Here is a 22,986-nt window from a genome sequence, read left to right as displayed (position 1 = left end):
GGCCAATTGTGCGCATATTCGGCTCGCGCCGCCCGGTCGAGCGGCGCGAGTACGGGGTTGCTTCCGCGAGCCCGAAGAGAAATCTACTGGAATCGCACCACGATGTCGGAGTGCCCGACGCGGATGCGGTCGCCGTCCGCCAGCTCCCAGTTGGACACCGGCACATCGTTCACCGAGGTGCCGTTGGTGGAGCCGAGGTCGTTGAGCACGGCGGCGTAGCCGTCCCAGCGGATCTCCACGTGCCGGCGCGAGACGCCGGTGTCCGGCAGGCGGAACTGCGCGTCCTGGCCGCGGCCGATCACGTTGGCACCGTCGCGCAGCGCGAAGGTGCGGTTGGAGCCGTCCTCCAGGTACAGGGTCACGGTCTGGGGCTGCTGGTAGCCGCCCTGGTCGTACCCGCCCTGCTGGGCGTAGTTCTGGTCGTAGCCGGGCTGCTGGTAGCCGCCCTGGTCGTAGCCGGGCTGCTGCTGGTAGCCACCCTGGTCGTACCCGGGCTGCTGGTAGCCCTGGTCGTACGCGGGCTGCTGGTAGTTCTGGCCGTAGCCCTGCTGGTCGTAACCCGGCTGCTGGTAGCCCTGGTCGTAGCCCTGCTGGCCGTAGTTCTGGTCGTACCCGGGCTGCTGCTGGTAGCCGCCCTGGTCGTAGCCCTGCTGACCGTAGTTCTGCTGGCCGTAGTTCTGGTCGTAGCCGGGCTGCTGGTAGCCGCCCTGGTCGTAGGCGGGCTGCTGGTAGCCCTGCTCGTACCCGGCCTGGGGCTGACCCTGCTGGTCGTAGCCCTGCTGGGGGTAGTTGGGGTCGTAGGCGCCCTGCTGCGGAGGCTGCTGGCCGTAACCCTGCTGGTCGTAGCCCTGCTGCTGGTAGCCGCTCTGGTCGTACTGCTGTCCGCCGTGCCGACCCTGGTCGTATCCGGGGTTGTTGGTCATCGAATCGGCTCCTGATTCTGCAGGTGGTCGCTGAGGTACAAGGTTCTGCGGGACAGCGTCGGGGTCGACGGTGCCGCGCGCCCGGAACTGTCCGGTATGCAGTTGTGGTGACTGCTCGAAGTGCACGACCACGTCACCGTAAGTCTGCCAGCCATTGTCCCGGATGTATTCGTCCAGGTGCTTCGAGAACGCGCGGATGGCGAGATCACGGTCCGCCTCGAAGGTCTGTTGGTCGGTGGGTGAGACTGCGATGACGTACTTGTTGGGTACCAAGTACGCACCGTCTCCGAGCGGTTGCAGCTGGTCCTCGGCCTCCCGTTGGAGGGCTCCCTCGACTTCTTGGGGAACGACCTTCCCGCCGAAGACGCGAGCGAAGCCATCGCCCACCGCGCCTTCGAGCTTGCGCTCGAACCGTTGCAGGATTCCCACAACGACTCCCTCCCTTCCTCAGCGTGTCGCGAACGTGTTCTGACCAATCGATGATAGCGGCGCTGCGCGCACGACGGAGCCAGCGTAACCCCATTGGTCCCAACCGTCCCTTTGGTAGCACGGGCTCGCCGGTCGGGGCAAGGGTGTCGGCCCAGGTAGCGAAGCGATTTCGCACAGTCAGTTCCGTCGTGTTAGTCTTCTTCGGTCGCTCGGGCGAGTGGCGGAATGGCAGACGCGCTGGCTTCAGGTGCCAGTGTCCTTCGGGACGTGGGGGTTCAAGTCCCCCTTCGCCCACCATGAGCAGTTCTACATACTGCCGCCACCGAGGTCACGAACTTGAGAGAGGTCGTGACCTCGGTTTTTTTGTGTCGTGGGGGGTGTCCAAGCGGCGGCTCGGCGACGGTCAGGACTGAAGGCCGTATGTCGTAGGTCGGGCGTTGGTCACTGGCGTTGCTAGAACCTGGTCGTCCGTCTTTGTGCGGCGGGTGCCGTTCCCGTGCCTCGGCGGTTGCGCAGAGTTAAGGGCGAGTTGCCGGTGCTTGAGTCTTCGACTCGGATCATGGACACACCAACAGTGCCGCCCGCCTCGATGCCTGCGAGAAGGTTGAACGTGGTGGAGCGGGCCGCTGCCTGTTAATCCGTTCGCGCTTGCGGTTGCCGACTTGGGTGTGCCGCGGACAACTGCGTGTAAATGGCCGCGCCCGCCGCGAGCAAGCCTGTGCCGGTCTGCTGGGTCGTTTGCGTTCCTGCGTCGATAACGGAACCCGATCACCAGGCAGTTGTCCGAAGTTCATGCGGGTGCGACCGGCGTTTCGAGCACGATCAAGCGGACTCGCTCGTGTACGTCGACGTAAAGAAGCTCGGTTGGATCCGCGGCAGCGGAGGATTGCGTCACCACGGCTGCGACGCTAGGAGATGCCGCAGACGAGGCAGCGGCTGCGGTTAGATCCATGCCGCGATCGAGAGACGACCTCGGGCAGGTCTACCTCGAGATCTGTCCAAATGGGTCACCGCGTTGGCGTGCGCGAACGTGGCGTATTCAGAGTGATTCGGTGTAGCTGTTGCTGTCCGACGGTCCGGTTCCGGTGAGCATGATGGCGTCCGCCACCGCGTCGAGGTCGACAGCTGGGCCGGCGGTCGCGGAGTGGGCGATGGTGAGGACCGCGGCCAGTTGTGCGGTGTCGTCGGCGTAGGCGGTGGTGTCGATGGTGATGATGTTCGTTCCCGCTTTGACGACGTGCGAGGACAGGCGCGCTCCGAGGCTGATCCGCTGACCGATGCGCAGAGTGCTCACCGCGGTGAACTGCTGTGCTGTGTGGACGATGCGGGAGAGATTGCAGTTCGGGATCGCCCTGCTGACGAGGGCGGACGCGGCGTCGAACATAGGGGCGGCGAGCAGCGTGATCGGCACGGGACTGTCCTGGTCGAGGATGCCACGCCCGGCATAGGCGATGTAGGGGTCGCGCGTGGCTCGAGCGAAGGCCCTGACGGTCTCGGAACTGATCTCGTACGCGTCGGGGAACCACAGGTCCCAGCCGCCAGCAGGCGGGGCGTCTGCAGCATCCTGCTGATGGCTGTTCGGTGAGGGCACGAGTCGTTTCTACTCGATTTTCCGAGTCCTGTAACCGGCCTGAGTTTATGTACACCGAAATCTAATTATTCGACGCTGCGGGGCGCTGTGTTCTGTATTACTTTCCAGCTGACGCTCGTGCTGAACGCACGGGAGACCCGTAGCCGAACGAAAGGCCGCCATGCCTGAGCTGGACCCACACTTCGAGGATGTGCAGGCGCATTACGACCTGTCGGACGATTTCTTCCGACTTTTCCTCGATCCGACCCAGACGTACTCGTGTGCCTACTTCGAGCGTGAGGACATGACGCTCGAGGAGGCTCAGCTGGCGAAGGTCGACCTGTCGCTCGGCAAGCTCGATCTCAAGCCCGGGCAGACCCTGCTTGATGTGGGATGTGGTTGGGGAACGACGTTGATCCGCGCGGTCGAGAAGTACGACGTCAACGTCGTGGGTCTGACGCTGTCGAAGAACCAGTACGAGACCGTCAACCGCCGCCTGGCCGGCCTGGAGTCCGATCGTTCCGCTGAGGTGCGGCTGCAGGGGTGGGAGGAGTTCGATGCGCCGGTGGATGCGATCGTCAGCATCGGGGCCTTCGAGCACTTCACTCATGAGCGTCATCTCGCGTTTTTCGACCGCGCTTTCGACATTCTCCCCGATGGTGGCAGGGCGATGATTCACACCATCATGACCTTCGGTATGGACACGTTCCGCGGCGATAGCAAAGTCACCCGCGCTGATTTCGATTTCTTTAGGTTCATCCGCACCGAAATTTTCCCGGGTGGAGAACTTCCTATTACCAAGTACTTCCCCCTTCTTGCGGAAATGGGTGGCTTCGATGTTGCGCAGGTGCAGAGCCTGCAGCCGCACTACGCGAAGACCCTCGACATCTGGGCGGCGAACCTGGAGGCAGCGCGCGTACAGGCTCTGCAGATTCACCCGGAGGGTGTGTACGACACGTACATCAAGTATCTAACGGGCTGCGCGGATGCATTCCGCCGCGGTCTGATCGACGTCCGGCAACACACGCTGGTCAAGCCAGCCCAGGGCGGTCGGCAGCGGTCGCTCGAGGAGGTGCTGGCGCTCCACCCTGAAGTCGACTCGGCTGCGGGTACCACCGCTGCACGGTTCATTCCAACACGGTAGTAGATCATTCTGGACAGAGGACCGTCTGTCGCAGTTGTTCCGTCGTCGGCGTGGTGCCAAGTCCGCGTCTCGTCGCTTGAGGTGAGGTTAGTTGGATGAGTTCTGTCAGGCGGTTGTTCACCAGCGAGTCGGTCACCGAGGGGCACCCGGACAAGATCTGTGATGCGATCTCGGATTCGATCCTCGACGCCCTCCTCGCCGAGGACCCGACCTCGCGCGTCGCGGTCGAGACGCTCGTCACCACCGGCCAGGTCCACGTCGCCGGCGAGGTGACGACCTCCGCGTACGCCGACATCCCGCACATTGTGCGGGACAAGGTGTTGGAGATCGGTTACGACAGCTCCGCGAAGGGTTTCGACGGCAATTCGTGTGGTGTGAATATCGCGATCGGTGCGCAGAGTCCCGAGATCGCGCAGGGTGTGGATCGGGCTTACGAGCACCGTGTGGACGGTGCGCAGGACGAGATCGACGCGCAGGGCGCGGGCGATCAGGGTTTGATGTTCGGTTACGCCTGCTCGGACACCCCGGAGCTGATGCCGCTGCCGATCTCGTTGGCGCACCGGCTCTCGCGCCGGCTGACCGAGGTTCGGAAGAACGGCACGCTGCCGTATCTGCGCCCGGACGGCAAGACTCAGGTCACCATCGAGTACGCGGGGGAGCAGCCTGTGCGTCTGGATACCGTGGTGATCTCCAGCCAGCACGCCGCTGACATCGACATCGACGGCATGCTCGCCCCGGATCTGCGCACTCATGTGCTGAACACGGTGATCGCGGATCTGAACCTGCCGAGCTTGGACACCTCTGCGGTGCGGCTGCTGGTGAATCCGACGGGTAAGTTCGTGCTCGGTGGGCCGATGGGTGATGCGGGTCTGACGGGCCGCAAGATCATCGTCGACACCTACGGCGGTATGGCGCGGCACGGCGGTGGTGCGTTCTCGGGTAAGGATCCGTCGAAGGTGGACCGGTCGGCCGCGTACGCGATGCGCTGGGTGGCGAAGAACGCCGTCGCCGCGGGCCTCGCGGAGCGGATCGAGGTCCAGGTCGCCTACGCCATCGGTAAGGCCTCGCCGGTCGGTCTGTTCGTCGAGACCTTCGGCACCGAGCAGCTCGACCCGATCAAGATCCAGCAGGCCATCGCCCAGGTCTTCGACCTGCGCTCCCGCGCGATCATCAACGACCTCGACCTGCTCCGGCCGATCTACGCGCCCACCGCGGCGTACGGCCACTTCGGACGCACCGACATCGACCTGCCGTGGGAGCGCACCGACCGCGTGGACGCCCTGCGCTCCGCGGCCCGCCTCTGACACCCGCCGCGTACATACCGTGCCAGTGGCATCCCAGGCTATGTGTGCTCCTGGCCCGAATCACCAAGCGCAGCAGAGTCGTAGCGGACCCTCGTCGCGACTCGAGCAGGTTTCGGTTCACGCCACTGCCGAGAACCTATCGCCTACGTCCACTGGCGCCGACTCCTGGTTCTCAAGGCTATTGGGTGTGCCATCGGTAGATCGATCAGTTTCTCGGTTCTGCTTGTTCCAATCCGGATCGCGTTCTGCGTCGAATATCTCATGTCCAGTTAGATCGACCGAGGGAGTTCCAATGATTGACAGAAAGATTCGTACAGGATCGGCCGCGATCGCAGCGGCGGGTCTGGTGATCGGTCTCGTCGCCGGGTGCGGCAACGACAGCAGTAGCGAGGGCGCTCCCGGCTCCTCAGGGATGGCGACCGCGACGACCTCGTCCACGGCGGGCACGATGTCCAGCACGATGCCGAGTACCCCCGCCGCGGGTGTTTCGTCGCTGTTCGGTGCCGGGTGCGCGGACTACGCCGCGCAGAACCCCTCTGGCCCCGGCTCGGTCGCGGGTATGGCCGCCGACCCGGTGGTAACGGCGGCGTCGAACAATCCGATGCTGACCACCCTCACTTCGGCCCTCTCGGGCAAGCTCAACCCCAAGGTGAACTTGGTGGACACCCTCAACAACGGGCAGTTCACGGTGTTCGCGCCCACTGACGCGGCCTTCGCGAAGATCCCGGCGGAGACCATCGAGAAGCTCAAGGTCGACGATGCGCTGTTGACGAAGATCCTGACCTACCACGTCGTACCCGGTCAGCTCGCTCCCGCGCAGGTGGCGGGCATGCACAAGACCGTCGAGGGCAGCGAGGTCAGCGTGACGGGCACACCGGAGTCCACCGTCAAGGTCAAGGACGCGACGGTGGTGTGCGGCGGCGTCAAAACCGCCAACGCGACGGTCTACCTGATCGATACCGTCCTGATGCCGAACTAGACCGGCCCGGCACGACGTCGGGAGCCCGAGGCGACCGCGCGCACCCGCGCACCCGCGCGGCCGTCTCGGCTCTGGTGCACAGCTCAGGGGCAACGAGAGGAAGGCCTGGAGAATGAGTCAGTTCGATGCGGCGCTGGACCGTTCGATCGTGTTCGGCTACTCGAACATCGGCTTCGCGCTGCGCAAGGCGCGATGGGACGGCCGCGATCCGCACGCCGAATCATTGGCGGGGCGCACGGTCGTCGTCACGGGAGCCACCTCGGGCATCGGGGCGGCGATCGCCGAGCAGGTCGTGGACCTGGGCGCGACGGTCGTCATCGTCGGGCGCAACAGTGGGCGCGCGACCGCGGTGCGAGACGGGATCCTCCGCCGCCAGCCGAACGCCTCCGTCATCGTCGAGCTCGGCGACGTCTCCGATCTCGATGCGCTCCCCGAGTTGGCCGCTCGCCTCGCGAAGCACGGCGTGGACGTGATCGTGCACAACGCCGGTGTGATGCCGCCGGAGTGGACGGCCGCCGGCAACGGCCACGAACTCTCTCTCGCCACCCACGTACTGGGGCCCGTGCTCCTGACCGATCTGCTGCTGCCGCAGTTGGCCGACAGTGCGGACGCCCGGGTGATCTTCATGTCGTCGGGAGGCATGTACACCGCGGAACTCCCCGTCGACGATCTCGACTACCGCGAGGGGGAGTACAAGGGGGCCAGCGCGTACGCGCGGAGCAAACGCGTCCAGGTCGCGATGGTGCCGGTCCTGGCGCGGCGCTGGCAGTCGGCGCAGGTGACCGTCGCGGGAATGCATCCCGGATGGGTGGCCACCCCGGGCATAGCCGACTCCCTACCCGGTTTCACGAAACTGGCGGGCTCGCTGCTGCGGAACGCGGACCAGGGTGCGGACACGGCGGTCTGGCTAGCGGCGACGACGCCGAAGCCGGAGAGCGGCAAATTCTGGCACGATCGTGCCGAACGCCCCGAGCATTACCTGCGGCGCACGGAGTTCAGCGACAGCGATCGTCGCGCGGTATGGCGCCAGGTGTGCTCCTTCGCGGGCATCACACCCTGATCCGGGGGCCCCGCGCCCCGAGCCACTTCGCCCAACTCCGGAAGGACAGACAGTGATCACCAAGCAGCAGACCGTGCGCACCGCGGCGCCCGTGGAAGTCGTGTTCGCCTACCTGGCGGACTTCACCCATGCTCAGCAGTGGGATCCCAACGCGGTCGCGGTCACCCGCCTGGCCGGTGACGGCGGCGTGGGCTCGATCTACCGGGTTACGAGCAAGTTCGCCGGTGCCCACACCGACCTCGACTACGAACTGACCGATCTCGAGCCCGCCTCATTGATCCGGTTGCGCGGGCACAAGAGTTCGCTAACGGCGGTCGACACCATCACCGTCGCGCCCGACGGAGCCGGGAGCGCGGTGACCTACGTGGTGGAGTTCAGCTTCCATGGCGCATTCCGCCTCTTCGAGCCCGTCTTCACCGTCGCCGTGAACAAGCTCTTCACGGACGGGGCCAGGGGACTCTCGGCGCACCTGGACGCGCTCGCCTGAGCTTCGAAGGAGCAGCCCTGGCACCTGGACCCTAATCAGCCTCCGCTGGGGCCAGCCATCGTCGAGGTGGCCATCGACGCCCTTGGCTGCGTCCGCCAACCCACTAGCTAGGGAATGCGTTCGGCGTCGGGGTCGCGAGCGGCAACCTCGTGCCGCCGCTGACGTTCGTGCCAGCGCCCAGTCAGGATCTACTTCGCGGCGCGGGCCAACGCACACTACGAACGGTGGGGACGAGGTCCTGGAAGATTATTTGCACCGGCGAGTCCCGCGCGTAGGTGAGGCCTTTGTAGAGGACCGCGGCCGTGATCGCCAGCCAAAGCGCGGCCGACGGCCGTTCCGGTGGTTGGAACGTGGCGTCGTCACTGTCGTGCTTTGTCGAGGTCGATCGCCCTTCGAGTTCAGCTTGCTCGCGTTACATGGCCGGCCGGTGCATTCCATTGCACGCAACCAACTGATAGCGGGACGTGTTCAAGTTGCTCGAGTAAGTGCTTGGGCTTCGCCCCGAGATGGATTCGGCGGCCGGCAGGACTGCTTAACGATTCGTTCGGTCGCGCTAGGAGTTGAGTGACCAGACCGAATAGTTGAGCGCTGTCGCGAACAGTGACCATGCCAGGTATGGCGTAAGCAGTATCGCCGCGAGGCGATCGCGGAACCAGAAGGCCACGATCGTCGCAACGACTAGGGCGTCCAGCGCGATGATGTCGACGAGTGCCCATCCGCGCTGCTCGAGGCCAAAGAACAGTGGCGACCACAGCAGGTTCAGGAGCAACTGCGCGCCGTAGAGCACGATCGCTCGGTTGCCGAACGTGGGTTCCGTGCGCCAGATTCGCCACGCTGCGATCGCCATAAGGATATACAGGACGGTCCAGACGGGACCGAACAGCCAACTTGGAGGCGCCCACGACGGTTGAGCGAGTTGCGAGTAGGTCGACGCCGCGTCAGCCGACGCCGCCCCACCGACGCCGGCAACGATTCCGACGCACAGCAGCGAGACCACCAGGGGGGTCTGCTGAAGGTCTAGTTGTCACCTGATCTGTAGCGGTCTGCGGACTGTTGCTGGAAGGATGATCGACCATGCCGAAGGCGTATCCAGAGGAGTTCCGTGCTGATGTGGTCCGCGTGGCCAGGTCGGGGCAGGTCTCGCTCAAACAGGTAGCGGAGGATTTCGGGATCGCGGAGTCGTGTTTGCGGCGGTGGCTGCGGCAAGACGATGTCGATGACGGTGTTCGTCCCGGTGTGAGCCGGGACGAGGCGAAGGAGCTGCGGGAAGCGCGGCGGCGGATCCGGCTGTTGGAGCAGGAGAATGAAGTCCTTCGGCGGGCGGCGGCGTATTTGTCGCAGGCGAATCTGAAGCTCGGTTCGTCCCCAAAATGATGTTCCCGCTGGTCCGCGAGCTGGCCGCTGACGGGATTGCCGTCGCGGTGACCTGCCGGGTTCTGAAGTTCTCCCGCCAAGCCTTCTATGCCTGGAGCGCTGTTCCAGTCTGTGACCGTGATGTCGATGATGCGGTGGTGACTAATGCTGCGGTCGATGTCCATCGTGATGATCCGGAGTTCGGGTATCGGTTCATCGCCGACGAACTCGTCGCTGCCGGTCACAGTGTGTCGGAGCGGCGAGTGTGGCGGCTGTGCTCACAAGCTGGTCTGTTCTCCGCGCACAGCCGCCGGCGCGGCAGCGGCAAACGTCCCGGACCGCCGGTCCATGACGACCTGGTAGAACGCGAGTTCTCCGCTGAGGCCCCGAACCGTTTGTGGCTCACTGATATCACAGAGCACCACACCCGCGAGGGCAAGTTGTATCTGTGCGCGGTCAAAGACGTCTATGCGAATCGGATCGTCGGATACTCGATCGACGAACGGATGAAGACCCGCATCGCGGTCAACGCCATCAACAGCGCCGTGACCCGGCGCGGTGGCCCTGCCGCGGTTGCCGGATGCGTAGTGCACTCGGATCGAGGTAGCCAGTTCCGATCACGCCGGTTCACCGAGCAGCTCAACAGGTTTCAGCTCAGCGGTTCGATGGGCAGGGTCGGCTCCGCCGGGGACAACGCAGCGATGGAATCGTTCTTCTCGCTGCTGCAGAAGAACGTCCTCGACCGCCAGCAGTGGACCACCCGCCAGGAACTGCGGACGGCAATCGTCGTCTGGATCGAACGGACCTACCACCGCCGCCGGCGACAACGCACACTCGGCAAGCTCACACCCATCGAATTTGAGATGATCTACACAGCCGCCAACGCGGCCTAACAATCACTGAGCTGAAGTGACAACGAAACCTTCAGCAGACCCGGGCGACGGGGTGGAACTCTCGGCGATCGGCGAGATTCTTGCGGTGGGGCGCTCCTGTAACCATGCAGATCAGCTCACATTCGTTGGGTTGTCCTTATGTCGTTGGTGCGCCGGCTTCGGTGCACCAACGCGCGACGCTCTGTTCGCCGCTATCAAGTATTCGGCGCCGCAGCGCCTTTGGATGGCTTCGCACCGGGCGTACGCCCGGCCCGCGCATGTTCAATCATCTGCCGCACGGCGGCTGCGGCGAACGCTCCCTGGCCGACTGTGTTGAGGGTCTGCTCGATCCATTGCAGGGAGACGGTCTGTTCCGTCGAGCTAGACATCCAAGTAGGAGGGTTGCGACTGTTGTCATAGCGAGCAGTGCGAGCGTCGTCGAATCTCGTTCGCGAAGCGCGTGCCGCCCGAGGGCGAGGTACAGACTCGTTGTGCCGCCGACGACGGCGATGAGGTACCAGCCCTGCACGTTAGGGACTGCAATCCCAAGCGTGGTCAGGGCAATGCAGCACCAACCGAGGAAGTTGGTTCGGCATTCCCATGCGCCGGCTGCGAGGATGATGAAACCGCAGCCCATCATCGGGAAGAGCATTCCGGACAGCCGATCGAACTACGCCTGTTCCGACATCGCGTCACGGGGCTACCAGCACGTAGACGGTGCCGTGCGGCAAGGCGAGACAGCCGCGTTGGCCGTTCTTGCCGCCCTAGAGTAGCGCTTCGGGCCGCCCAAGCGCGACCAGATATCTGCTGAAAGGAATCTATCGATCGCTACTATTCTGGCGTGCAGACCGCGCGGCTGATTAGCCGGGCTCCGATCGAGGGGCACCACGCGGCGTTCGCTTGCGGAGTCTTTGGCGGATTTTCCAGTACCGTCGCTGGGTGTCATATCGGAAGATCGCATCCAACGTCCTTGTCGGCGAACGTATCTGGCGTGATGGCCGATACTGGCTGGTCGAGCAAAGCGCCGCAGCCGAAGGGGCCGGGTGGCGGTTCCAACTCCGCGACAAACAGGACCAACGAACAGTGTGGATATACCGCCGCGACTTCGACGTCGCTGTCGCCGGCCGCGACGACAACGAAGACGACGCCACCACGTAGCTCGCGGTTCCAATCGGATCTGGGCTAGACCGGCACCGATCCGGCCACTCACCTACGTCGGAGCTAAGAACTTCAAGGTCGCCGTCACCGCCGCGGTGTTCCGTCCGGGGGGGCAGTGGTTCCGTTACGCGAGGTCGGTCGAAAGTCGAGAATGCGGTCGGCGAGGTCGATCATCACAGCGCCTTCCCTCGTTCGGTACCCCCTAGAAGGTGCTCGGAGTACATCGAGCGAGAGGGACGGGACTATGCGTTGGTGTGGTCGGCGATGAATGCCTCGGCGGCGCGGAGGACGGCTGGGGCGTGGTCCTCGCGGATTAGTGCTGCCGGGGTGCGGTCGTCGAGGCGAGGGTTCGCTGAGATCAGCCAGTTCGGGGCGGTCTGGTCGCCGTCGTTTTGCTCGATGGCCAGGAGCAGTGTGTGGGCGGTCCGGAGGCGGCGCGCTTGCTCGTTGGACGGCTCGGCGGCGCCGGGTTGCGTGGGCTCGAGTGCCCATCGGCCAGGCAAAGCCCGGCTGCGAACGTTGGCGATATAGGCCGTGAGGGTCGGGCCGAGGTAGTCCAGCAGATAGCGTGCTACTTGGTAGCTGCTCAGGCGAGCGGTCTCATTGGATGCCGTGGTCAAAGCGATCATTGGGTCCGGTTCCGATCAGCCGGGTAGCCAGTTAGTCTCTCGGCCGCTCGACTTGACCTCTTCGCTTGACCTCTTCGCGGGCGGAGATCAGACCGCCATCGCGGAGCACTCTCCAGTACTGCCGACGGCGATCGAACTCACGCTCAACCCAATCCGGAAGGCGCTGAGCGCCATCAATCGACTCGTCCTCGGTCATCAGACTGACAATAGCCGCGGTACAGAGCTCACGAGAGGGTGTCGACGAGACCACATGGACGAGGGGCTGTGCTGCGGTTCTTTCCGCACGGCCGCTACCGCGCCGACGTACTGGTGACGGTGAGTTGGGATCCTCGGGCAGTGCGAAAATGGAGTTCCGCAGAGCAGTCGGCGCCAGAGTCCTGCGGTCGCGGGCGGTTAGGCGAACCGGCAGATGTCGTCCCAGCACGGATTGGATTCTTTCGGCTGGTGCGAGGGGTTGTACGGGTCGAGCCGCAGGGAAGCGGCCGGACCGGTGCACTCCATCCAGGTCTTCGGCAACCCCGCCGCGCTGGGCGACTTGCGATGGCCGCAGTGCATTCCCGCAACCTCGTAGCTGAACGTCTTCGTTGTGGGGTCGTACCGCTGTACCTCGCCCCGCATCACCTTCGACGCCGCGGACACCGCCACTCCGCAATCGATCCGACCTCGCGTGACGGTGACCGTGGCCTTGCCGCCGGCCTGGCCTGTCACGACACCGCACACAGTTCCCGGCCCGGACGTCGGGGACGCGATCGCCGCCGCGGGGCTCGACGCTAGGACCGCCCCAGCGACCACACCACCCGAAACCAGGTTCACCAATCGCATGTTTGTCAGTCTACATGTGCAGCTGGCCTGCGGCCTCGTGACAGCTGCTGGTGCAGCATTGAACCATCCGCCGCAAGGGCTGCTACCGGTTCTGTTCGGGGCGGGTCAGGAAGATCGGCTTGCCGAAGGTGGTGAGGGTGTCGTCGGTGGCGTCGGTGCTGATGGCGACGGTGGCGTAGGTCCGGACCTGGACCCCTCCGATGCAGTTGTCGACGGCGATGCGGATGTCGCGGGACATGACTTGCGCGTTGGGGCCGACGACGGCCTTCTTGGCGTAGGGGATGTCTTTGGTGGTGCCGGGCTTGAGGATGCCGGAGATGTTGCCTGTCTCGGTGACGGTGTCCGAGAGGGTGCCCGACAACGAGCCTGTTCCGGTGCCGGAGACGCTGCCGCCGCCTTGCCCGCCACCGGAGCCGCCCTGGCCCTGCCCGGTGACGGTGCCGGATGCGGTGACGGTCGGGGTGATCGAGGCGGTGGTCGCGTTCGACAGTGACCCACCAAGGGTCAAGCTGTCGGCGGTGACGGCACAGCCAACTTGGACCCCTGTAGTGAGAGTTGCCGACTTGATTCGACTGGTGGGCTTACGCTTTGGGTCGTTGGGGTGTTCGGCTTCGATCTTCGCCTCACCGCCTACGGAGCTGAATCCCTCGAAGCTCTGGGGCGATCTGTTCAGCGGCGGAACGGAATCGAGCTTCTCCCCGAACTTGGAAACGGTGACCTTCCAGCCGTCGCGGGTGATCAGTTCGCGGCTGGTGTCGGCGAACTCGCCCTCGCGGATCTGCCCGGGGACGGGGACCCGCATGCGGGGTGCGGGCGGCGGGGTGACCGCAGCCTGGGCCGCGGGCTTCGCGGCAGCCGCTGCGGGAGCCGGCTTGGGGGCCGGCGCGGGTGCGGCGATGACGGGGCCGGCGGCGAGGGTGACTGCTGCGGCGGCTGCGCAGAGCGCGACGAGTGTCTTCGATGCCGCAGACGTGCGGGTGCGTGTGCTGGTCATGTGCGAACGGTCTCCCCCAGGTGAAGTCAATCAGCGATGTCACATCGTTAACAACAGCCCCAATAGCAACATGTGTAACACTGGTTTGGCAACCCCGAGTGCGTCACACCCGTCTGTCCTGCACTGGTGTTGAACTGACTGTCGGGGTGTATTAGCTGGTGAGGATGCCAGCGATGCCGGCGGCGATCACGCCGATGACGATGAGGCCGATGACGGTGGCCATGATCAGCCGGTGCACCGTCAGCTGTCGTTCGGCTGCGGTGTGGGAGGCGTCCCAGAACGGCAGAGCTGGGCTGGGAATGTGCTCGGCGGTGGCCCCGTCGCCGAATCGGTATGTCCGCGGAGCAGGCGAGGCCGCGGGGCGCGCGCTGCCGCCGGGGATCGCTGTGGTGGCGACGATGGCTGCCGGGAGAGCGTATAGGTGCCTGCCGCACGCGGTGAGCTGTTGCCAGGTGTAGAGGCTGTGCGGGTCGGGGCGAGTGTTCCAGCGCGCAGCATCGGCGAGCAGAGCGGTCCGGGCTTCGAGAGCGGGCCGGTACTGCTCGATGAGCGGGGCGGCCCTACCCCAGAGGGTGGCGATCTTCGGGTCCGTCCACCGCATCATCGATCGGACTTGCTCGGGCTGGGCCGTAGCTGCGGTGATGAGGCCGGTTGCGGAGAGTAGGTCTGCCGCGTCGGCAGGAAGCTCACCGTAGGGAACATCGGTGGCCACAGGAATGCTGGTAACAGGGTCGATGCCGGTCAGTTGCAGGACCGCCGTCTTCAGCTCTGCGGTCAGCCGCGCAGGAGCGAAGGAATCACCCGCGGCGGCCCCGTCGCCGCCCAGCGGGTTGTCGTAGTTCCCACCCTCGGGTTCGGGGTGGGCGAGGAGGAACTCGACTGCGTCGATTCGGGCTTTCAGATCCAGCGCCGCGGCCGCGATGGGACTCTGCTCGCCGGTGAACAGGCGATACCAATCACGCATCGACCGCACCGACACAGCGCCACCGGCTTGGCCATCGACCGGATGATTGTTGTGGTGTTCGCGGGCGCGGAGGGTGAGCCAGATCAGGACCGGTGCGATGGTGTCGAAGCGGTCGGGAAGGTGCCGGCCGGAGCGCCAGTTCGATAGCCGCTGGGCGGTCACGCCGTGGGCTCCGGCCGCGTTCGCCGCCTCCGCAGTGTCGGCGAGGGTGGGACTGCCGGCGGCGGTGAACAGCTCCCGCAGTGCCGAGCCGAACCCACCCTCACTGGATGAGCGCGGCTGCGGTGGCGGTGGCGGTGTGGGCATCTACTTCGCCGCTGATGGTGGGCGGCGTAGTGCCTGCCAGAGGGCGGTGGCGCCGGCGACGGTGAAGTGGCTGGCGATCATCATCGCTAGCACGAAGGCCAGGAACACCCAGGGCATGCCGATCTTCGCCCCCCAGGCGTTTAGGTGGGAGACGGCGAACGAGCACCCGATCAACAGGGCCGCACCGAACAGCAGGCCGATCAGCTTCATCGCCATCGCCCGCTGCGCGTCCGCCGCCTCCGCCGCGGGGTCACCACCCACTGGCGGTGCCGTCGTGTCCGACACCTGCTGCGTCACGCAAATCCCCCTCGTTCCGAGCTTCCAGAAGCGACCCGAGCACCACTCACTACTGGCGAATCATCGGTTGCTGTCACCGAACACCAGCGCACGTTACACGCTGCCACAACCTCATGCCGCCGCAACGTCCGTGAGTCCGGTATGCCGGAATACAGCCCCCCTCGGAAAGGTCTGTATTTTACAGACCCCGGTCTGTATTCGGACACAATTCTGCCCCTCTACCTGTGGCGATGACATGTGGTGGCGGTTTGGGGGTTGACAAACCGTACTGGCGTGGTTGATTGCCGGGCATCACGCGACGAGTTCCGTCGCATCCCCCTGGTTCATCCCCTCATCGAGGAGCTTTGTCGATGTCAGTAAGCAGCAGCCCCACCCCTGGCGGGTCAGCCGCAGGCGGGCGTCCGCCGCAGCCCACACCGCTTCCTGCGGGTGGCCCGCGGCACGCCCGCAACACCCCCGCGGGTGATACCGCCCAGTTCCCGGTGCAACGCCCCAACAACCCGGGCGGGCAGGCTGGGCAGCGACCGCAGCTGCTACAGCAACGTCTGCAGGGCGCGTTCCTCACGATCATCGGTATCGCCGGGATCGTCGGCGGTGTCCTCTTCTCCATCGAAGCGCCCCGGTTCACCCCGGTGCCGGTGGTGTTCCTGACTTTCTGGCTCGTTATGGTCATCGTCGGCCGGATCCTGTTCACCGGACTGAACAAGCTCCGCGAAGCCGGCGTCGGGGCCCCGGCGCCGCAGCAGGTGCGCGCCGCCGCCGCAGTCGCCGGCATTGTGGTGGCGGTCGGGATGATGGGGTTCGCCGCCACCACCGCAGGCAGTGGTGTCGCGTCGGCGGCGCCATGCCCGGGTGGTGGACCCGCCACCTGCGGCCCGGACCCGAACGCGCCGACGCTCACCTTCACACCGCCGCCTGCCCAGACCGGCGCGCCGGGTGGGCAGCAAGGTGGGCAGCAGGGTGGGCAGGACAACGGGATCGCCACCTCCCCCTCGCAGGGCGGTGACAACGGCCCCGGCATCCAAGCCCAAACCCCCGAGTTCGGCACCCCCGGCCAGCAGGCCCCGAACATCCCCGGCAACGAACAGCCCGGCCAGGGCGGCCAGCAGCAGCCGGCGCAGGGCCAACAGACCGGCCAGCAGAACCCGGTCCGCACGACCGCCCCTGGGCGCCCCGACCAGACCGGCCAGCAGCAGACCGGCCAGCCGACACAATCCGGGCAGCCCTCCCAGTCGACGGTGACCGTCACGCAGACCCAATCGCAGTGCCCCGCTCCCGGCGCCGCCGGCAACGGCGGAGCTCCTGGCGGCAACGGGGGCCCCGGCGCTCCCGGCACGGAAGGCGGCAGCGGTCCCGACGGGGACGGTGAGAACAAGGACGGCGCACCGTCATGGTCGTACCTCGTCGCGGAGGCCACCGGTGTCATGGCCGGCCGTCGCCGCAACACCAGCGGTGGTTCCAAGCCCACCGCTGATCAGGCGTGGAAGCTGTGGGATCAGGCGCAGCCCGGTGGCAGCGCCGGCCGCAGCCCGGAGGAGATGGCCCGAATGGCGGGTCTCAAGCTCAATCCGGACGGCACCAGTGCCGACCCGAGCTACGACATCATCACCGTCCCCAAGGAAGACGGGGACTACCAGAAGCTGATCCTGATGAAGAACCAGGACGCTCCTAAGCAGTACCGGTTCCCGCTCAACACCCCAGAAGGCGGCCGGTCGGTCAAGAACGACGACGGATCGATCTCCGTCTTCGACCGCAATGGCGAGCAGGTCGGCCAGTTCAACGCCCCCTGGGCCTACGACGCCAACGGCAAGGAAGTACCCACCTGGTACGACATCGACGGCGACGAAATGGTCCAGCACATCGAACCGGGACCGGACAACGTCTACCCGATCATCGCCGACCCGTTCTGGGACAAGGTCAAAAGCGTTGGCAGTGGCGTGAAGAACTTCGGTGCCGGCGTCGGCCGCAGCGTCCTCGACACCGCCGAAGGCGTCGGCCAGATGGTCGCCCACCCCGTCGACACCGCCAAGGGCATGGCCCCACTCGTGGGCCTTGGCGGCGACGGCGCACCCGGCGTCGGCGACTCCTGGAAAGCCGTCGGCAAATCCTTCGTCGCAGCCGATGACTTCGCCAACGGCGACACCGCATACGCCTCCGGCAAGGTGGCTGGCAACGTCCTCCAGGTGCTAGTCGACCCCACCAAGGGCGCAGGAAAGGTCGCCTCCACCGCTGGCAAGGTCGCCAAGGGCGCCGAGGAAGCCGCCCAAGCCACCGCCAAAACAACAGGCAAAGCAGCAGAAGCCGCCGGTGACGTTGCCAGCACGGCAGGCAGGGCCGCGACGGATGCCGCAGGTGATGCGGCCAGCACCGCAGGCAGAGCCGCGACAGACGCCGCAGGCGATGCGGCTAGTACCGGTACACAGGTCGCCTCCGACGCCGCGCAAACAGCCGGACGAGCCGCGACAGACGCGGCAGGTGACGCAGCCAGCACCGCAGGCAGGGCTGCGACGGATTCCGCAGGTGATGCGGCCAGCACCGCAGGCAGAGCCGCGACAGACGCCGCAGGTGATGCAGCCAGCACGGCGGCGCGTGGCGGTGCTGAATCAGCGGGTAGCGCGGGGGCGAATACCGCGCGAGCGCTGGCGGAAGCTGCGGAAGGCGGCATCACACCCCCGCCAGGAAAGATCCTGGAGATCTCGCATCCGCCGGCGAAATTCACTGTCGACCAGATCAATCAGGAGATCGCGAAGCTTGTAGAGCTAAATCTTGACTCGATACTCAATGATGGTCTGACAATAACGAAGCCCGTACGATCAGGATTCGATAGTATTAAGCAGAAGTTCCTGTCGGCGCTCGGAAACGCACCGACCAATGCGGCTGGTAAGTTTCTTGTTCCGAAGGGATGGAATGTAGATCACATAATTGACCTCCAACTGGGAGGGGAAAATGCGCTCGGAAACCTACAGCTCCTTAACGCCTCAGTCAATAAGAGTATGGGTGCCCGCATCGCGAACGCAATCAAGGCAGCCGGACTCACTGAAGGAGATGTGATTTCCGAGATCATTTGGAAAGGCGGACAATCTCTAGTACGCTAAGATAGTAGTATCTCTCCTCGTTGCCACCACCTATGGAAAGGCCCGACTTAATGGCTACCGTTGAATCAGGAGACTCGTCTAGCGGTGACGCTTTCGTGTCAATCGGAAGTGGAGCGATGCAAGTGTACGACGCCAACGCTGCAAGCACACTGTCTAGCATCATCAGTGCAATCCTAGGTAAGCAGGCCAGGGTCATTGCAGGAGACTGGCGCGGTGTGCAGTACTGGGTCGATGCCGGCGAAGGTGGTGCCGCTAACTCACCGGTTTGGATCTTTGATCCTTCTACGATGGGAAATGATCAAACTGTCGATCTCGCGTCGTTTGTGCGCCTACTTCCGAGCGAGGCGATGCTAAATGCTGTTGATGCATCTTCATTTAACGCATGGCTGAACTCGAATGATCGATCCTCGATAGGGGAATCGGAGTGTGTTCCCGTTAATCCTCCTCAGTTTGTTTCAGGCCTGGAGAACCCCAGCGACCGGGCGAATCACACCGTCTCCACGGCTGAATATCTGATCTACTGCGCAAAAGCGTTGCGGGTGATGAAAGATCTAGGACTCCGCTCCGGAGACCCAATTCCAGAGAACTTTAGCGAATTGGTATCAGCAGTCTAGTAGAGCGGGAATGAAGTAGTCTCCGCGAGATTTTCTGAAAAGCCTTATGTAATGAGGTTGGTCATCGGGACTGAGGCCGCGCGGTGCAACAAGCTCTAGCCCCGGATGGGGCTGCCAAGCTCAGCCCCGGGACAGCGCCCTGCGGATCCAGAGCCCCGCGAACACCGACATCACTCCGAAGCAGATGAACGACCAGGTGGGTACGGGCGACCGCGCAGCGATGATGAACGGTGCGATCCAGGACAGGAGCGCGGTCGTCACCCAGTTCGCCGTCGTCGCGGCGCCGATCGTCCGGCCGGGGCGGTCCGCCGGAGCGAGATCGGTGATGGCGGTCCACGCGAGTGCGCCCCAGGTGGCGGGGAAGACGATCAGGACCACGCCGGTGGCTGCCGCGAGGCTCGGGAGTGAGTGGAACTGGAAGGCCAGCCCGATCACCGTCATCGAGATCGCCAGTGAGATCGCGCCGGCTTGGAGCAGCGGCACCCGCCCGTAGCGATCCGCGAGATGTCCCGCTGCGACGCAGGACGCCACGCTCAGCGTGCTGATGCCGAGCAGGAGGAGGGTTGCCGTCGTCTCCGTCGCGCCCACCTCTTGGAGCACCGTCGGCGCGTAGTACACGAGCGCGCTGATGCCGGTGAGTTGTTGCAGGACGGCGACCACGACCGCACTCCAGCGCACTGCCCCCGAGTCGCTCGACGATGCGGTCGTCCGGATCGCGGGCAACCTCGCGGCGATCGCTCGGACGTTGAGCAGGATGATCACTGGCGCGAGCCCTCCCAGGAGCAGCACCAGGAAGGTGTTGTCGGCACCCGCGACGATCGTGGCCGCGCTGGCGCCCGCGTATCCGGCGGCGATCATCGCTTGGTGGAGAGCGGTATACCGCCCGGTCTCCCCGGTGGGAGCCAGCAGGCGGAGGTACAGCGGCGTGAGAGTGGCCATGGCACCGATTCCCACGCCCAGGAGCAGACGCGCGCCGATCATGACCTGAAAGGTCGGTGCCAGCGCGGACGCGACCGACCCCGCAATCAATGTCAGGTTCGATACGGCGATCGCCCTCGTCGGGGTCACGCGGTCCGCCAACTCGCCCGCAGCGAGTGCGGATATCGTTGCGGCGGCGGGCAGTACCGCAGTCGTGAACCCGAATTCGGCTGCGCTGAGATTCCATTGCTTGGCCAGGTGCCCGAGGGCCGTCGCGGTCGATCCCAGGTCGTACCCGAAGGTGAAGGAACCGAGCGCGACGATCAGAGCGATGCGCGCAACCATGTCAACGCCGTGTCGAATTCGCGATCGAAGGCGGGGTCGTCGGCGTTCTCGGTGGGTGCCACTCGTATCTGCATGGCGGCCAGGGCTTTCCTGCTCAGTGGTAGTTGCGGGTGGGACAGGTTGGCCTCATGGAACCGGGGGATCAGAACGACGGGCACACCCGACCCGGCCAGTTCGCAGATCTTTCCCGCCGGGATGGTGTCGGTCAGTCCCATGGCGATCTTGTTGAAGGTGGAGAAGGTGACGGGAACCCCGATGGCGGCCTCGGCCGGAGGCAGGGGATCAGGGTCCGACGGTGTCCGGGGAACCGAACGGATCGGGTATCCGGTGGCCTCCGTCAGGTGACGCACCTGGTCTGCGGTCAACCACGAACTCGCGGCCTCGCTCAGGATGACGCACGGCCGCCATCCGGCACCGTGTGCACGGTCGACCCATTCGTGCATCTGGAGAACGGGTGGTGAGGCGCAGCCGATCAGATACAGGGTCGGTCGGTTCATGTTTCCGATCCTAAGATGGTGGTGCACAGTCGCTCGAAGTCGCCGGATACGGGACCGGCATTCATCAACGTGCGCATCAGGTTCGTGGCGTCGGGGTGGAGCAGCTGGGCCGGTGCGGTGCGCGACACCTCCAGCAGATGAGCGCAGGCCGACGCCGGCTGATCGTTCGCGATGAGGAGCGCGAGGTCGAGCCGGAAATGGGCCTGGCGCTCGCGCGAGAGTTCCTTGAGCGCGGGGGAATCCAGCAGACTCTGAGCGAGATCGCGACTCTTGCCGTACTTCCCCAGCCGGGCGTAGACGTCCACGTAGTGCAGTCGCACGTTGGTGGCGCCGAAACCGGTGCCACCGCTGTCGGCTCCGTTCTGCTGCTCGGCCGTCGATTCGGCACGCGCGAGGAGCGCCAGGGCGCGGTGGCCGTCCGTGGCCGCAGCGGCCGCCACCGCACCTTGGAGGAGGGCCGCCCCGTAGAGCGGGCTCGAATCCAGATCCCGCCACCGCTCGCTCACAGCGGTGACGAGTGCGGCTGCAGCTGCGGCCGATTCGGGAATCCGCGAGAACGCGAGGGCGTACGCCTCCACCGCCAGCAGCTTCGACTCCCGATCGGTGGCCGATTCCAGCGATCTGTCCGCCGCCCTGCCGGCGAGGTGGATCGCGCCGTGCTTGAACGCGGTGTAGGTGACCAGCCGATAGACGTCGGACTTCAGTGCCGAGGCACCTCTCGCCTCGTGGACGGCCGTGATCAGGTCGGGCAACGCTGCGGCCAGCTGCACGTACTGCGCGTTCGCGTAGGCGTGGTGCGCCCATCGCACCTGCTTGCGAATCGGGGCGAGGTCGGCGTCCATCGGAGTCGACAAGGGGGCGCACGCCACCCTCTCATCGATCTCGCGCAGGCTCCGCCCGGGAGCCTCGTCACGGTCGTGCCGGCTGCCCATGAGGACGGGGAGGGAGACGCCCAAGGCCTGCGAGACCTCACGGAGGACGCTCAGCCTCGGGTCGCTGTGTCGTTCGCTGCCCTCGAGTTTCTGGATCCAGGACTTCGAGCGGGACATCCGGTCGGCGAGGTCCTGTTGCGACATGCCGCGTCGCAGACGCCACGACTTGATCCGGTCCCCCAGAGTGTCGGACTCCATGATCGCCTCCGCCCCGTCCTATCGACTCGTTCCGACGGCGGCAGGTCCCTCGGTGTCCGCGCCCCGCCACCGCACCGTCGACGCCATCTTCCAGCCACTCGGCCGTGCGCGCTCGGTGAGCGCGCCCGGGACGAGGCACACGAATCGTGTGTCTCGGCGCCCGGCCGCGCTTCTAGAGTCGTGGTGATCGGTTGCGCGGGGTGCCGGGAGGGCGCTCTTCGCCGCCGATGGCCTGGTGACAGCGCGTCCGGCCGACGGCCGGTGTGACCCGTGTGCCGGAATGGGGCACACGGGTCACGAGCGCTCGTCCGGCCGGTGAGCCGGACGATCATGCACCGTCCGGAGCCGTCGCGCCGCCGGCGCCGCCGAGCGCGCCGCCGGCTCCCCGGGTCAGGCCCGCAGCAGCGACAGGGCGATCTGCGTGCCGTTGTTCTGGAAGTAGGCCAACTGAACCAGAAGCTCGGCGAGCGGCTCGATGTAGCGCGCGTTGGCCAGCGGCCCGGCGTCGATGGGCGCGAATCCGAGGGAGGCGAGGACGGCGATCACCGTGGCCTTCGCGGCATCGTCGTCCGAAGCGACCGGAACGAAGACGGAGTCGGCGGGATATGCGGAGGGGTCGTGGTTGGGCGCCAGGACGGCGTTGAGCGCCTTGACGACCGAGCTCTTCGGAAGCGCGGCAGCCACTCGTTCGGCACCGGAGACGTCGAAACCCAGGGTGAGGCCTGAGAAGTCGGGCTTGAGCGGGTTGGTGACGTCGACGACGACCTTGTCGGCCAGCGCGTCCTTCCAGTCGACGGGAAGGTCGAGGGCCGCCTCATAAGGGAGAGCGAGGAAGACGAGGTCGGCCGTTTTGAGGACGCCCAGCGCCTCGCTGGCGTCCGTGGCGCGCGTGATACTTGTGGTCTCGTGTCCGGTCCGGGTGGCGGTGGTGGCGAGGGGCCCGCCGACGCTGCCGGTTCCGACGATCGTGATCTGTGCCATGGTCGTGCTCCTGTCTGTTCGGATGGGGACGCTTCCCACGATGCGGGTGATGGACGCCGGGATCGAGGCTCGAATCGCGAAATCAGTCTTCGCGGTCCAAGATGAGTGGGATCAC

General features: G+C 65.5%; 21 protein-coding genes and 1 tRNA gene. 10 read left to right on the top strand and 12 right to left on the bottom strand.

Annotated elements, in window-relative coordinates; all coding sequences use genetic code 11:
- Positions 1 to 83: 83 nt before the first annotated feature.
- Positions 84 to 1,352, bottom strand: coding sequence for a DUF3662 and FHA domain-containing protein (locus TTY48_RS08905; protein ID WP_220657155.1), 1,269 nt, complete (start codon positions 1,350 to 1,352; stop codon positions 84 to 86).
- 211 nt (positions 1,353 to 1,563) lie between these two features.
- On the opposite strand from TTY48_RS08905, the gene TTY48_RS08900 reads away from it, so the two are divergent.
- Positions 1,564 to 1,649, top strand: a tRNA-Leu gene (locus tag TTY48_RS08900).
- A gap of 742 nt (positions 1,650 to 2,391) precedes the next feature.
- On the opposite strand, the gene TTY48_RS08895 is transcribed toward TTY48_RS08900, so the two are convergent.
- Positions 2,392 to 2,943 carry a MaoC family dehydratase N-terminal domain-containing protein gene (locus TTY48_RS08895; protein WP_220657154.1) on the bottom strand — a complete coding sequence of 184 codons (552 nt, stop codon included), beginning with the start codon at positions 2,941 to 2,943 and terminating at the stop codon, positions 2,392 to 2,394.
- Positions 2,944 to 3,103: 160 nt separating this feature from the next.
- On the opposite strand from TTY48_RS08895, the gene TTY48_RS08890 reads away from it, so the two are divergent.
- From TTY48_RS08890 to TTY48_RS08870, 5 genes are all read left to right on the top strand, one after another.
- Positions 3,104 to 4,066 (top strand): cyclopropane mycolic acid synthase family methyltransferase, encoded by a 963-nt coding sequence (locus TTY48_RS08890; protein WP_220657153.1) that lies wholly within the window; start codon positions 3,104 to 3,106, stop codon positions 4,064 to 4,066.
- Positions 4,067 to 4,161: 95 nt separating this feature from the next.
- Complete coding sequence (gene metK / locus TTY48_RS08885; protein WP_220657152.1) at positions 4,162 to 5,370, top strand: methionine adenosyltransferase; 1,209 nt, start codon at positions 4,162 to 4,164, stop codon at positions 5,368 to 5,370.
- A gap of 292 nt (positions 5,371 to 5,662) precedes the next feature.
- On the top strand, positions 5,663 to 6,349 hold the full coding sequence (locus TTY48_RS08880) for a fasciclin domain-containing protein (protein ID WP_220657151.1): 687 nt from the start codon (positions 5,663 to 5,665) through the stop codon (positions 6,347 to 6,349).
- A gap of 112 nt (positions 6,350 to 6,461) precedes the next feature.
- Entirely contained in the window at positions 6,462 to 7,409 is a 948-nt protein-coding gene (locus TTY48_RS08875; protein ID WP_220657150.1) for an SDR family NAD(P)-dependent oxidoreductase, read from the top strand.
- A 52-nt stretch (positions 7,410 to 7,461) separates the two neighbouring features.
- Positions 7,462 to 7,896 carry an SRPBCC family protein gene (locus TTY48_RS08870; protein WP_220657149.1) on the top strand — a complete coding sequence of 145 codons (435 nt, stop codon included), beginning with the start codon at positions 7,462 to 7,464 and terminating at the stop codon, positions 7,894 to 7,896.
- A gap of 553 nt (positions 7,897 to 8,449) precedes the next feature.
- Here the strand turns inward: TTY48_RS08870 and TTY48_RS08865 are convergent.
- Complete coding sequence (locus TTY48_RS08865; RefSeq protein WP_220658515.1) at positions 8,450 to 8,896, bottom strand: TspO/MBR family protein; 447 nt, start codon at positions 8,894 to 8,896, stop codon at positions 8,450 to 8,452.
- Positions 8,897 to 8,970: 74 nt separating this feature from the next.
- On the opposite strand from TTY48_RS08865, the gene TTY48_RS08860 reads away from it, so the two are divergent.
- Together TTY48_RS08860 and TTY48_RS08855 are read left to right on the top strand one after the other, a co-directional pair.
- A protein-coding gene (locus TTY48_RS08860; RefSeq protein WP_374758672.1) for an IS3 family transposase occupies positions 8,971 to 10,142 on the top strand; the annotation gives its coding sequence in 2 pieces (ribosomal slippage) (positions 8,971 to 9,231 and positions 9,234 to 10,142; 1,170 coding nt in all).
- A 918-nt stretch (positions 10,143 to 11,060) separates the two neighbouring features.
- On the top strand, positions 11,061 to 11,279 hold the full coding sequence (locus TTY48_RS08855; protein ID WP_220657148.1) for a hypothetical protein: 219 nt from the start codon (positions 11,061 to 11,063) through the stop codon (positions 11,277 to 11,279).
- Positions 11,280 to 11,521: 242 nt separating this feature from the next.
- On the opposite strand, the gene TTY48_RS08850 is transcribed toward TTY48_RS08855, so the two are convergent.
- The 5 genes from TTY48_RS08850 to TTY48_RS08830 form a co-directional block, all read right to left on the bottom strand.
- Complete coding sequence (locus TTY48_RS08850) at positions 11,522 to 11,908, bottom strand: hypothetical protein (protein WP_220657147.1); 387 nt, start codon at positions 11,906 to 11,908, stop codon at positions 11,522 to 11,524.
- Positions 11,909 to 12,301: 393 nt separating this feature from the next.
- The gene (locus TTY48_RS08845; RefSeq protein WP_220657146.1) at positions 12,302 to 12,616 is read right to left on the bottom strand and encodes a hypothetical protein; all 315 of its coding nucleotides are present in this window, start codon (positions 12,614 to 12,616) and stop codon (positions 12,302 to 12,304) included.
- 196 nt (positions 12,617 to 12,812) lie between these two features.
- A complete protein-coding gene (locus TTY48_RS08840; protein ID WP_220657145.1) occupies positions 12,813 to 13,724 on the bottom strand; it encodes an MspA family porin in 912 nt (303 codons plus the stop codon).
- A 151-nt stretch (positions 13,725 to 13,875) separates the two neighbouring features.
- On the bottom strand, positions 13,876 to 14,994 hold the full coding sequence (locus tag TTY48_RS08835) for a hypothetical protein (protein WP_220657144.1): 1,119 nt from the start codon (positions 14,992 to 14,994) through the stop codon (positions 13,876 to 13,878).
- The gene (locus TTY48_RS08830) at positions 14,995 to 15,291 is read right to left on the bottom strand and encodes a hypothetical protein (RefSeq protein ID WP_220657143.1); all 297 of its coding nucleotides are present in this window, start codon (positions 15,289 to 15,291) and stop codon (positions 14,995 to 14,997) included.
- A gap of 482 nt (positions 15,292 to 15,773) precedes the next feature.
- Here TTY48_RS08830 and TTY48_RS08825 point away from each other — a divergent pair, with 482 nt between their 5' ends.
- Together TTY48_RS08825 and TTY48_RS08820 are read left to right on the top strand one after the other, a co-directional pair.
- Complete coding sequence (locus TTY48_RS08825; protein WP_220657142.1) at positions 15,774 to 18,386, top strand: HNH endonuclease signature motif containing protein; 2,613 nt, start codon at positions 15,774 to 15,776, stop codon at positions 18,384 to 18,386.
- A 122-nt stretch (positions 18,387 to 18,508) separates the two neighbouring features.
- The gene (locus TTY48_RS08820; RefSeq protein WP_220657141.1) at positions 18,509 to 19,000 is read left to right on the top strand and encodes a hypothetical protein; all 492 of its coding nucleotides are present in this window, start codon (positions 18,509 to 18,511) and stop codon (positions 18,998 to 19,000) included.
- A gap of 120 nt (positions 19,001 to 19,120) precedes the next feature.
- Here the strand turns inward: TTY48_RS08820 and TTY48_RS08815 are convergent, their stop codons facing one another.
- From TTY48_RS08815 to TTY48_RS08800, 4 genes are all read right to left on the bottom strand, one after another.
- Positions 19,121 to 20,263 (bottom strand): MFS transporter, encoded by a 1,143-nt coding sequence (locus TTY48_RS08815; RefSeq protein ID WP_220657140.1) that lies wholly within the window; start codon positions 20,261 to 20,263, stop codon positions 19,121 to 19,123.
- Positions 20,242 to 20,760, bottom strand: coding sequence for a flavoprotein (locus TTY48_RS08810; protein ID WP_220657139.1), 519 nt, complete (start codon positions 20,758 to 20,760; stop codon positions 20,242 to 20,244). Before TTY48_RS08810 ends, TTY48_RS08815 begins: the two co-directional genes overlap by 22 nt.
- Positions 20,757 to 21,890, bottom strand: a complete 1,134-nt coding sequence (locus TTY48_RS08805; RefSeq protein WP_220657138.1) for a helix-turn-helix domain-containing protein — start codon at positions 21,888 to 21,890, stop codon at positions 20,757 to 20,759. The genes TTY48_RS08810 and TTY48_RS08805 overlap by 4 nt, the downstream gene beginning before the upstream one ends.
- A gap of 390 nt (positions 21,891 to 22,280) precedes the next feature.
- On the bottom strand, positions 22,281 to 22,871 hold the full coding sequence (locus TTY48_RS08800) for an NADPH-dependent F420 reductase (RefSeq protein ID WP_220657137.1): 591 nt from the start codon (positions 22,869 to 22,871) through the stop codon (positions 22,281 to 22,283).
- Positions 22,872 to 22,986 lie beyond the last annotated feature (115 nt).

It is taken from the genome of Tsukamurella sp. TY48, assembly GCF_019656655.1.
GTDB lineage: Bacteria > Actinomycetota > Actinomycetes > Mycobacteriales > Mycobacteriaceae > Tsukamurella > Tsukamurella strandjordii.
The sequence above is the reverse complement of the archived record's forward strand: the minus strand, read 5'-3'. Positions and strand labels throughout refer to the sequence as shown.